This window comes from Flavobacterium sp. AC274, assembly GCF_979258275.1.
Genome location: NZ_OZ409852.1, coordinates 1,972,613 through 1,984,033, shown reverse-complemented (window position 1 = coordinate 1,984,033; position 11,421 = coordinate 1,972,613). Strand labels below are relative to the sequence as shown.

12 protein-coding genes and 1 pseudogene are annotated in these 11,421 nt (G+C 32.4%); 5 read left to right on the top strand and 8 right to left on the bottom strand.

Going from position 1 to position 11,421, the window contains the following annotated elements; translation table 11 throughout:
• The first annotated feature begins 5 nt into the window (after window positions 1-5).
• Both ACZZZT_RS09345 and ACZZZT_RS09340 read left to right on the top strand, forming a co-directional pair.
• Window positions 6-1,084, top strand: a pseudogene (locus tag ACZZZT_RS09345) (HlyD family secretion protein).
• A 3-nt stretch (window positions 1,085-1,087) separates the two neighbouring features.
• The gene (locus ACZZZT_RS09340; RefSeq protein ID WP_073395356.1) at window positions 1,088-2,677 is read left to right on the top strand and encodes an MDR family MFS transporter; all 1,590 of its coding nucleotides are present in this window, start codon (window positions 1,088-1,090) and stop codon (window positions 2,675-2,677) included.
• Between the two features lie 158 nt (window positions 2,678-2,835).
• Here ACZZZT_RS09340 and yaaA read toward each other — a convergent pair whose 3' ends face one another.
• Complete coding sequence (gene yaaA, locus ACZZZT_RS09335) at window positions 2,836-3,594, bottom strand: peroxide stress protein YaaA (RefSeq protein ID WP_463460152.1); 759 nt, start codon at window positions 3,592-3,594, stop codon at window positions 2,836-2,838.
• Between the two features lie 340 nt (window positions 3,595-3,934).
• Between yaaA and ACZZZT_RS09330 the strand changes: the two genes are divergently transcribed.
• Both ACZZZT_RS09330 and ACZZZT_RS09325 read left to right on the top strand, forming a co-directional pair.
• The gene (locus ACZZZT_RS09330; protein WP_463460151.1) at window positions 3,935-5,365 is read left to right on the top strand and encodes a CCA tRNA nucleotidyltransferase; all 1,431 of its coding nucleotides are present in this window, start codon (window positions 3,935-3,937) and stop codon (window positions 5,363-5,365) included.
• 367 nt (window positions 5,366-5,732) lie between these two features.
• Window positions 5,733-6,758, top strand: a complete 1,026-nt coding sequence (locus tag ACZZZT_RS09325) for a COX15/CtaA family protein (protein ID WP_463460150.1) — start codon at window positions 5,733-5,735, stop codon at window positions 6,756-6,758.
• A gap of 179 nt (window positions 6,759-6,937) precedes the next feature.
• Here the strand turns inward: ACZZZT_RS09325 and ACZZZT_RS09320 are convergent, their stop codons facing one another.
• From ACZZZT_RS09320 to ACZZZT_RS09300, 5 genes are read right to left on the bottom strand one after another with little or no spacing between them, the layout of a single operon-like run.
• On the bottom strand, window positions 6,938-7,705 hold the full coding sequence (locus tag ACZZZT_RS09320; RefSeq protein WP_463460149.1) for a LytR/AlgR family response regulator transcription factor: 768 nt from the start codon (window positions 7,703-7,705) through the stop codon (window positions 6,938-6,940).
• Between the two features lie 37 nt (window positions 7,706-7,742).
• Window positions 7,743-8,108, bottom strand: coding sequence for a 2TM domain-containing protein (locus ACZZZT_RS09315; protein WP_463460148.1), 366 nt, complete (start codon window positions 8,106-8,108; stop codon window positions 7,743-7,745).
• Window positions 8,109-8,124: 16 nt separating this feature from the next.
• Window positions 8,125-8,442 (bottom strand): 2TM domain-containing protein, encoded by a 318-nt coding sequence (locus ACZZZT_RS09310; protein ID WP_082036945.1) that lies wholly within the window; start codon window positions 8,440-8,442, stop codon window positions 8,125-8,127.
• Window positions 8,433-8,759 (bottom strand): 2TM domain-containing protein, encoded by a 327-nt coding sequence (locus ACZZZT_RS09305; RefSeq protein WP_042564661.1) that lies wholly within the window; start codon window positions 8,757-8,759, stop codon window positions 8,433-8,435. The genes ACZZZT_RS09310 and ACZZZT_RS09305 overlap by 10 nt, the downstream gene beginning before the upstream one ends.
• 2 nt (window positions 8,760-8,761) lie before the next feature.
• The gene (locus tag ACZZZT_RS09300; RefSeq protein WP_463462406.1) at window positions 8,762-9,871 is read right to left on the bottom strand and encodes a histidine kinase; all 1,110 of its coding nucleotides are present in this window, start codon (window positions 9,869-9,871) and stop codon (window positions 8,762-8,764) included.
• On the opposite strand from ACZZZT_RS09300, the gene ACZZZT_RS09295 reads away from it, so the two are divergent.
• Window positions 9,831-10,121, top strand: coding sequence for a hypothetical protein (locus ACZZZT_RS09295; RefSeq protein WP_394332802.1), 291 nt, complete (start codon window positions 9,831-9,833; stop codon window positions 10,119-10,121). The genes ACZZZT_RS09300 and ACZZZT_RS09295 overlap by 41 nt on opposite strands.
• Before the next feature lie 3 nt (window positions 10,122-10,124).
• Here the strand turns inward: ACZZZT_RS09295 and ACZZZT_RS09290 are convergent, their stop codons facing one another.
• Together ACZZZT_RS09290 and ACZZZT_RS09285 are read right to left on the bottom strand one after the other, a co-directional pair.
• Window positions 10,125-10,748 carry a hypothetical protein gene (locus ACZZZT_RS09290; RefSeq protein WP_042564663.1) on the bottom strand — a complete coding sequence of 208 codons (624 nt, stop codon included), beginning with the start codon at window positions 10,746-10,748 and terminating at the stop codon, window positions 10,125-10,127.
• A gap of 48 nt (window positions 10,749-10,796) precedes the next feature.
• On the bottom strand, window positions 10,797-11,204 hold the full coding sequence (locus ACZZZT_RS09285) for a DUF2141 domain-containing protein (protein WP_117614809.1): 408 nt from the start codon (window positions 11,202-11,204) through the stop codon (window positions 10,797-10,799).
• Window positions 11,205-11,421 lie beyond the last annotated feature (217 nt).

Sequence of the window (11,421 nt, the reverse complement as noted above, 5' to 3'; positions counted from 1 at the left end):
CTCTCATGGAAAAGAAAAAAACAAATACTAAATTCATCATTATACTAACCGTATTGATTTTAGTGGGCGGAACTTACGGAATAACAAAATACATGCATTCACTAGCACACGAAGAAACGGATGATGCTCAGATCGAGAAAAAATGAATCCGATTATCCCGAGAGTTTCAGGATATATCAGCAAAGTGTATGTAAAAGATAATGATTTTGTAAAAAAAGGAGATACTTTATTTACTATCGATAAAAGAGATTACCAATTGAAGATTGATGAAGCAAATGCTGCCTTATTAGGTGCTGAAGGGCAATACGAAGCTGCAAAAGCAGATATTGGAAGTGCTTACGCAAGCATCTCGGTTTCTGATGCGCAAATGAGATCTGCAGGCGGTTCTATAGAAAGTGCAAAAATCAGATTGAGACAATTGACAAACGATTTCAACCGTTATAACAATTTGTATAAAACGCATACTATTACAAAACAACAATTTGAACAAGCTCAGGCTGCAAAAGACGAAGCTGAAAACCAAGTTCGAGTTTTAGAACAACAACAAAGAGCTTCTTCTTACCAAAAATCTGTAATTCAGTCAAAATCGAAAGTTTCTGATAAACAAACAGAAGTTGCATCAGCAAACATCAAAAGAGCTAAAACTATGCTTGATGTTGCAAAATTAAATCTTACTTATACTGTTGTAACTGCAGCAATTGACGGTCAGGTTTCTAAAGTAGATATTCAGCCGGGACAATTGGTTCAGCCAGGACAATCTTTATTTTATATCATTAATAATACTGAAGCCTGGGTTGTTGCCAATTTCAAAGAAACACAATTAAACAAAATGATTGTGGGACAAAAAGTAAGTTTAAAAGTAGATGCATATCCAAATTATGAATTCAAAGGTACTTTAACATCATTTTCGCCTGCTACAGGATCACGTTTTTCATTATTACCTCCTGATAACGCGACAGGTAACTTCGTAAAAACGATTCAGAGATTACCGGTGAAAATTAGTTTAGACGAATCAAACGATCCAGAAAAAGTAAAATTATTACGTCCGGGGATGAATGTTGACGTAGATGTACATTTAAAATAAAATATGGCAACAGCAGTACAAGCAGACGACGATTTAGTAGAATACGGATACAGACGTGTGATCATTACGATTACTGCAGTACTTTGTGCACTGTTGGAAATTGTTGACACGACGATTGTAAACGTAGCGCTAACAGACATGCGAGGCAGCCTTGGTGCTACTTTGACAGATGTGGCTTGGGTAATTACGGCATACGCAATTGCGAATGTTATCGTAATACCGATGACGAGCTGGCTATCGCAGCAATTTGGAAGACGTAATTATTTTGTGGCTTCTATCATAATATTTACAGTCTGCTCTTTTTTGTGTGGTAACGCCAGTAATATTTGGGAATTGGTTGCTTTCAGGTTTGTGCAAGGTATGGGTGGCGGAGCTTTATTGGTAACAGCCCAAACTATTATTACAGAAAGTTATCCGGTTGCAAAACGTGGTATGGCACAGGCTATTTACGGAATGGGTGTAATTGTTGGTCCAACATTAGGGCCGCCTTTGGGAGGTTATTTAGTAGATAATTATTCATGGCCTTATATATTTTACATCAATATTCCATTAGGAATTATAGCAACTATTTTGGCTTTGACTTTTGTTAGAAGTCCGAAATATGGAGAAAAATTAAAAGCAAATCAGGTTGACTGGTGGGGAATTATATTGTTAGCTTCATTTATTGGATCACTACAATTTGTATTAGAACACGGACAACAAGATGACTGGTTTAACGATTCGTTAATTGTAACCTTAAGCGTTGTAACAGTTCTTGGTTTAATCTTGTTTATATGGCGAGAACTTACTTATAAACACCCGATTGTAAATTTGAGTGTTTTAAAAGATGGAAATTTAAGAATTGGAACCGTAATGTGTTTTATTCTTGGTTTCGGATTATATGGCTCGACTTTAATTATCCCGATTTATACGCAATCTATTTTAGGATGGACAGCGACAGACGCAGGGTTATTATTGATTCCGGGTTCGATTACAACCGCGATTATGATGCCTTTTGTTGGAAACATGATTCAAAAAGGTGTACCTCAGGGTTATATGGTTGGAGTAGGATTTTTAGTTTTCTTCTTCTTTACCTTTATGATGCAGACAAGAATGACACCTGATACTGGTGTAGAACATATGTACTGGCCTTTAATTTTAAGAGGAATTGGTTTAGGATTACTTTTTGTACCTATTACAACGCTTTCACTTTCTACACTAAAGGGAAAACATATTGGTGAAGGAGCTGCTTTTACCGGAATGATGCGTCAATTAGGAGGGTCATTTGGTATTGCTATTATTACCACTTTTATTACCCGTTTTAGCCAGGAACACCGAGTAAATTTGCTAACAAATTTAGATCCTGCAGATTACCAGGTTCAACAACGTATTCTGGGAATGCAAAGAGCTTTTGAAGCTAAAGGCTATAGTGCTGACGTAGCGCTTAAAAAAGCATACCAGGCTCTAGAATTTTCAGTAATGAAACAAAGTACAGTTATGTCATACATGGATATATTTATGTACTTAGGAATCATGTTTTTATGTTGTATACCGATTATCCTTTTAATTAAAAAAGGAAAGAACAAGATTAATCCTGCTGATGCAATGCATTAATAATAATTATAATAATTGATTTATAATACGAAAAAGCCGAGTTATTAATTTAACCCGGCTTTTTTATTTTTATAATTTTGAATATGAATTCTAGTCTACAATTCTCTAGAAAAACCTCTGAACCTTTGTCTCTTTGAGCCTTTGAACCTCAAAAAAAATTATCTCGTAAAAACCAGATTGTTTCCTTTAGAAAGATTGGCATCAAAACCATATCCATCATAATTGAAACCCTTTAAATCTTCAATAGTTTCTGCATTGGTGTCGATAATATAACGTACCATCATTCCCCTCGCCTTTTTGGCAAAGAAACTAATCATCTTCAATTTTCCGTCTTTGTAATCTTTGAAGTCTGGCGTAATTATTGGAACTTTTAGTACCTTAACATCAACTGCCGAAAAATATTCATTACTCGCTAAATTCACAAATAATTCTCCTTTTTTTAATTCTTTATTTAAAGCCGCAGTAACTGTTGGTTTCCAAAATTCATGAAGATTTTTATATTCGCCAACGGGTAATTTTGTTCCCATTTCTAAACGGTAGGCCTGCATTAAATCAAGTGGTTTTAAGATTCCGTAAAGTCCTGATAAAATTCGAAGTTTATTCTGCAAAACATCAATTTTATCTAACGGAATTGTATACGCATCTAAACCTGTATAAACATCTCCATCAAAAGTATAAACTGCCGGACGGGCATTTTCTGGAGAAAAAGGTGTTTTCCATTTTTGATTTCGTTCCCAGTTTAAATCAGATAATTTCTCTGAAATTGACATTAGTTCAGATAATTCAGCAGGTTTCTTTGGTTTTAATACTTTATGGACCTGACGTGCTTCTTTTAAAAAAGCGGGTTCTGTATATTGAGAAGTAGGTAATTCTTTTTCAAAATTTAAAGATTTAGCCGGCGATATAACAATTTTCATTTGTGCGATTTTATAAAATCAAAAATACAAATTGAAATTTTAAAAATAAGAGATAAATATTGATTTGTTCAATAGTCCTATAAGCACAATTACGCTACTATTTTTTTGCCACGAATTACACTAATTTTCACCAATTCTTTTTTTGAATTCCAATGTGATTCGTGGAAATTCGTGAAATTCGTGGCAACCTTTTTCTAATACACTAAATTCTAAACGTCAAATTGTGAATTTCTATAAAAAAGTGGCCTTTACATTATAATAGGCATTTTCTATGTTGTAAATTTGCAGACCTTTCATTCTCTTCAAGAATAGAAATGTAATATTAAAAATTACTGAATTCGTGGCTATACAAACAAATTATAAAACAGCTTTACAACATAAAATCTTCGAAGTTATTTCGAAAGCATCTCAGGAACTCAACGTTGACAGTTATGTTATTGGCGGTTTTGTCAGGGATTTGCTTTTAAATCGAGGTTCTAAAAAAGACATTGATGTGGTTGCTGTTGGCAGCGGAATTGAATTGGCTTTGAAGGTTTCTGAATTGCTTCCAAAAAAACCAAAAGTTCAGGTTTTTAAAACTTACGGAACGGCAATGCTCCGATTTGAAGACACTGATATTGAATTTGTTGGCGCCCGAAAAGAATCTTATAATTTTGATAGCCGAAATCCGATTGTTGAAAACGGAACGTTGGAAGATGATCAAAATCGTCGTGATTTTACCATTAACGCTTTGGCTTTATCTTTAAACGAAAAAACTTTCGGAGATCTTTCTGATCCTTTTAATGGTTTGGCTGATTTGGAAAACAAAACAATCAAAACACCTTTAAACCCAGATATTACTTACTCTGATGATCCGTTGCGAATGCTTCGGGCGATTCGTTTTGCAACACAGTTAAATTTCGAAATAGAAGAAAATTCATTGAATGCGATTACGAAAAATGCAGATCGTATTAAAATTATTTCCGGTGAAAGAATTGTAGACGAATTAAACAAAATTTTATCTACGCCAAAACCGTCTATTGGATTTTTACTTTTATATCAAACCGGACTTTTAGATATTATTTTACCTGAATTAACGGCATTAAATCAGGTTGAAGAAATTGAAGGTCATACACATAAAAACAACTTTTATCATACTTTAGAAGTTGTCGATAATATTTGCCCAAATACAGATGATGTTTGGTTGCGCTGGTCGGCTCTATTGCATGATATTGGAAAAGCGCCAACAAAACGTTTCAATAAAAAACAAGGCTGGACTTTTCACGGACATGAATTTTTGGGTGGAAAAATGGCAAAAAAAATATTCGAACGCCTGCACATGCCATTGAATCACAAAATGAAATTTGTGCAAAAAATGGTTATTATGAGTTCACGTCCTATTGTTTTAGCGCAGGATATTGTAACAGACAGCGCAGTGCGTCGTTTGGTTTTTGATGCCGGAGAAGATGTCGAAGATTTAATGACGTTGTGTGAAGCGGATATTACAACCAAAAATCCGTCGAAATTTAAAAAGTATCATAAAAACTTTGAAATCGTTCGCAAGAAAATTGTTGAAGTTGAGGAACGCGATCATGTGCGTAATTTTCAACCACCAATTTCCGGTGAAGAAATTATGGAAATGTTTGACTTAAAACCTTCACGTGAAATCGGGGTATTAAAAGAAGCCGTAAAAGAAGCCATTTTAGAAGGCGATATTCCAAATGAATATCAAGCGGCTTATGATTTTATAATTAAAAGAGCGGAGAAATTAAATTTAATTGCTAAGAAATAATGGATGCTTTAGGAGGTGTTTTTTTATTCATTTTTATATTGATATTTCTAATATCAAATATTCTTTTTATAAAGGGATTAAAACGAAATAAAATCACACGTTTCAAATACAAATTAATATTTTCTTTAATGTGCATTATTTCTGTTTTTGTAACAATATTTTTCTATATCATTTTTAAATCTTCTGTTTTAGTTGATTTATTTAAACTAGAAATTGATGAGGAAAGTTACACAGACAGAATTATAACAGTTATTGTGGTCAGTATATTAAATACTACAGCAAACTTAATTTTATTAAAATATTATTTAAAAAAGATTTCCTTAAAAGAAAATACGAAAACAAGCGAAATAGAATTAATTGGAATAGAATGAAAAAAGAGAATAAATCAGTAATCATTTGGTTACTATCGGGTTGTGTTTTATTATTTTTAATGGTTGTCGTGGGAGGAATTACCCGCTTAACAAATTCAGGTTTATCAATGACCGACTGGCATTTGGTAACCGATACTTTTCCGCCTTTAACAGAAGCAAAATGGAATGAAGCTTTCGAACAATACAAGAAATTTCCTGAGTATCAAAAAATCAATATTCACAATGATTTTCAATTAGCCGATTATAAATTTATTTATTTCTGGGAATGGTTTCACCGTTTTATTGGAAGAATTATTGGGCTTGTTTTCTTTGTACCTTTTGTTTATTTCTTAATTAGAAAAAAATTGGATCGCGAAACTATTAAAAAATGCATTGTTCTTTTGGCAATGGGCGGTTTCCAAGGATTTTTAGGATGGTTTATGGTTCGCAGCGGATTAATTGATAATCCGGATGTTAGCCATTTTAGACTTTCATTACACCTTACTTTTGCTTTTATCACTTTTGCTTATACTTTATGGGTTGCGCTAGATTTGATTTATCCTAAGAGAGACATCAATAAAATCATTCCGCTTCGAAATATTGCGAGATATGCTCTTGTTGCTTTATTAATTCAGATTATTTACGGTGGTTTTGTGGCAGGATTAAATGCAGGATTAATTCACAATCACTGGCCTTTAATGAGCGATGGTCAATTTATACATGATTCAGTTTTTATTGAACAATCGACTTTGGTAAAAAACTTAATTGAAGGTAAAAGCGGTGTTCAGTTTGTACACAGAACTTTTGCTTATGTTGTTGTGGCTCTGATTCTTTTTCTTGCTTACAAAAGCAGTAAATTTTCACTTAGCCAAACACAAAAAAACGGAATCAAAACTTTAGTAGTTTTCGTTTTTATTCAATTTTTACTTGGGGTATTTACACTTTTATATAGTGTGCCATTGGCATTAGGATTAATTCATCAAATAATGGCATTTTTCCTTTTAAGTGCTATGACATTTACATTACACCGATTAAGTAAATAATAAATTTCAAAACATAAAAAAATCCTTCATTTGAAGGATTTCTTTATGCTTTGATTTGCTGAATTCTATATTTTAAACCGGATTGAAATCCGGCCCTACAAAATAGATCGAGCCGATGGCTCTTTACTATTGAGATGAATTCCGTAGGAATGCTTTATATTGTTATTTATGAATTAATTTTACCCTAACCAATTCTTGAAATCTCCCACTTTTTCGCGGCTTACAATAACCTCATCTTCTTTATAGGTTGGTAAAATAACTTTTAAACGAGAATTGGTGTACACCTGAATTTCTTTGATTGCAGGAAGCGGAACAATAAATTTTCTGCTTACGCGAAAGAAATTCTTCATATCTAATTCCTGCTCTAAAATTTCTAAGGTAGAATCGACTAAATAGTTGCGATTGTCGAAAGTATGAATATAAGTTCCTTTGTTTTCACTAAAAAAACATTCTATTTCATCTGTGGTAATTACTTTTAAATGCTGCCCGATTTTAACCGTAAATCGCTTTTTAAAACTCTTTTCAAAAGGATTAGACAACATTTGACGTATTTGCTCAAAATCCAGCTGAAGATTTTTGGGTTCGGATTCTATTTTAGGCAAACGCATTTTAAATTTAGCAACCGCAACGTCAAGATCATCTTCGTCAATGGGTTTTAAAAGATAATCGATACTGTTGAGTTTAAAAGCTTTTAAGGCATATTCATCATAAGCAGTTGTAAAAATGATAGCACTTTTAATCTCCACTTTTTCAAAAATTTCAAACGACAAACCATCTGACAATTGAATATCCAGAAAAATCAAATCCGGATGCTCATTATTCGAAAACCAATTCACTGCTTCTTCGACAGAATGCAGCATGGTTTCTACAGCGATATTTAGCTTTTCTAACTTTCGTTGCAATAACCTTGCAGCCGGTTTTTCGTCTTCTATTATTAGTGTTGTCATTTATTACAAAGCAAAATTTAAAAAAGTAAATTTACAATTATTCCCATTTATTACTGGCAGCTTCCTTTTTCATATATTCCTCAATTTTTCTTTGCTCCCAATCAGCACTAAAAAACACATCTCTTCCAAAAACTGAGACTCCGTGAGCCAATAAACCTATTCCCCAAAATAAAGCAGTTGAATATGTTTCCCAATCTAATAATCCGCTATCCAGAATTCCTTTTGAAAAAAAGTCGTCATTTACACTGGCAACAATGATGATAGCGTTTACAATAATATAAATTCTTAAATGCGAATAAAAACCTTTTATTCTTTTTACTTTTCTGTACGCCTCATTAAAGCGTTCATCTGTTGAAAATTCTTGCGAATATTCTTCGTACATACGTCTTCTAAATCTTCCCATTATATTATAAATTAAATTATTTCCACTTGTTTTTGTTCTCTTTTTCCTTTTCCATAAATTCTTTGATTTTTCTTTTTTCCCAGTCTTTTCCTAAAACCGGAAGTACTTCAAAAACCTTTAATCCGTGAAAAAGTACGCCTAATCCCCACCACAATAGCGGCCAGTAAAACCACAAATGATCTGGTGTTGTATATAAATTAATGAAAATTAAAATCACATTCACACCAATAAATGACGTAAGATTTGCGTAAAATCCTTTTATGCTTTCTACTTTCTTTTTTGCAAGATAGTATCTGTCTTCTTCGCTAAAATTCATTTCCATGATTACTCCCATTTTTGTTTTTCTTTTCTTTTATCTAAAATATTTTTGACTTTATTTTGCTCCCATTCCTCTCCAAAAATCTTATAATAAGCAAATATATCAACTGCTGAAATTATAAATACACAAGTCCAGATTAACATTATAATGTAATTAAGATATTTGAACGGAAAGAAATTGAGTGGAAATCCGTAATAATCTTTTAAAATAAAAATAATTAATCCTGTGATGTAAATAAACGTATGTACATAAAATGACTTTAGTTTTATTACTTTTTTACTTGCGATTTGAAAATCAAATTTTTCACGATCAATATCAGAATTTGTTTCCATGACTATTTCCAGTTTTTTTGATTGTTATTCTCTTTTTCCAGAATCTGTCTAATTTTTCGTTCTTCCCAATCAGAGCTATAACCAAAAACTTTAAAAGCATGCATTACTACTCCAAATCCCCAGCCTAAAGCCGAAAACCAAAACCATTGAAATCCTGGTGAAAATTTTAAATTTATAAAGACCAGAAATGGAATTACACAACAATATGAAAGTATGTTTCCGTAAAAACCTTTCAGTTCTTCAACTCTTTTTTTAGCTCTGAAATAAGCTTTATTTTCATCATTATAATCTACACTTGCATCCATAACTGTAATTTGTTTGGTTAAAATTGGAATCTTAACGGTGAAAGTTTCCTTGTTTTGTTCTATCAAAACCTTTCTATTGGTTATAATTCCGTATCGATCTACAATGTTCTGCAAACCAACTCCTTGTCTATCCTGCAAAACTTCTTTCTTTTGAAAAACATTTTGAATGGCTAAATAATCTCCGTCAACAAAAATTTTGATATGCAGCGGTTTCTGCTCGCTAACAATATTGTGTTTTACCGTGTTTTCGAGTAAAAGCTGTAACGATAACGGAACCACTTTTGCATCGGGATTAATATCTGTTGTTGCTGGCAATTCGTAAAACAAACTATTTTCGAAACGCATTTTCAGCAAATTCATGTAGGTTTTTGCAAACGATAATTCATCTTCAACAGAAACCAGTTCTTTATCTTTTTGCTCCAAAACGTAGCGATAAATTTTAGATAAAGAAGTGGTAAAACGTTGTGCATTATCCGGATTTTCTTCGATCAAAGAACTTAATACATTTAAACTATTAAAAAGAAAATGCGGGTCTATCTGATTTTTTAAACTTTCGAATTTCGCATTTGCCGTTCCTGCAATAATTTTTTGCTGCGTTACCTTATTTTCCTGATATAATCGATAAAAATGAAGTGCATGAAATATCAGTAAAATAATAAACGTTATAACCGAAGATTCAATATAACTAGCCGCTCTTTCATTTGCCAAAAAACTAATTATCGGTCTTTTTTCTATAACAACCTGCGTAAAAATTCGCAATAAAAAAATGACAAAGAGCGAAATGAAAAAGGAGCTTGTAAATCCAATTAAAATTCTTTTTGTTGAAAATCTCCCGTCTTTAAAAACTTTGTCGAGATATACAAATAAAGAGGCATTAACAACATATAAAACAATGCTGTATAACATGCAATACAAGAAAAAAATGTATAAATCTTTGCTGAAAACTTCGGTTCCAATCGAAGCAAAACGAATTAGAAAGGAGAATATAAAAACAACTCCGCCAACTAAAAACGCTTTAAACAAATTTGGTTTTAAAGACATTACTTTATTTTATTAATTATTATTTTTTACAAGATTTTTGGGTTTCCAAAGCTCTGTCTAATCCCCATTTTGGAGAAAAAGGTGTTTCTGGTTTAAAAGTAGCAAAAAGTTCGATAGCTTTATCAACTTGCGCACATAGCGGTTTTGTGTCAACTCCTGTCCATTTTGCTCCGCCTAACTGGTAATCAGCTTCTCCAAAAACTGCTCTTGGGTTATTTGGATTCAAGGTTTTTGCTTTTGCATAAGCTTCCATTATTTTAGAAGAATATTTTGGCGCATTTGTCATTGGGTCAGCAACCACATAAGCCGTATAAAGTAAAGCCTGAATCACGTATAATTCTGAATTGCTTTGATCTTTTATCATTTCAACATCAATTGCATCTTGCGCTTTTGTTAGCATCAAATCAATTTTAGTTGGATCTTTTTCACTAAATGCTGCTGTCGTATTTACCATTGCAACATAATAATTGGGTAACCAGCTTGTTTTTTCTGCCGACGCAATTCTTTCAAACATAGCCGATGCTTCTGAATTTTTTCCTTCTTTCCAAAGTCCGAAAGCTTTCCCCATTCCTTGTTCAAATTGTGTTTGTGCAGTGCTTATTGCAACTATAAATAATGCGGTTAAGGTGATTATTCTTTTCATTTTATAAGTAATTTAAATGGTTATATTAATTTATTGATTAGTATTTATTTATAATGTAATTTCAATTTTTGAATCTTTATTGATAACAAATTTAGCATCATTATAGGAAGGAGGCCCCATAAATCCTTTAGCATTGTTTGAAGCCGCATAATCTTCAGAAGGTATTCCCATTGCATTTCTGTCTAATTTTCCGTTATTGTTTTCATCGTGATACGTTGAAATTGCATATTCTCCTGCCGGAAGATTTTCAAATGTTACAACTGCTTTATCGTTTTTAATTTCAGAAGAAAGGCTTTTAAATACTGTTTTAAGAAATGTACCTTCTGAGTTGTACAAACCTACTTTAACAACTCCTGTGTTGTTTTTTAAACCTGAAACAGAAACAGTTAGTTTTACATTTTGAGCAGAAATAAAACTGCAGATAAATAACATTGTGATTGCGATAATTTTGGTCATGGTTTTTCTTTTTTAAGTTACTATCCCGAGGCTTCGGGACTAAGGTTCTGAGATTCTAAGTTTTTTTCTTAGTTTCTTAGCAACTCAGTGCCTTCTGATTTTGATGATTAAAACTCTGATTGTTAATTTATACTTCAAAAGTACTTTGGTTATTATTCATTTAAAATTAAATAATACTGAGTTGTTGATTTTGGTTACTGAATTGTTTTTTGAGGAA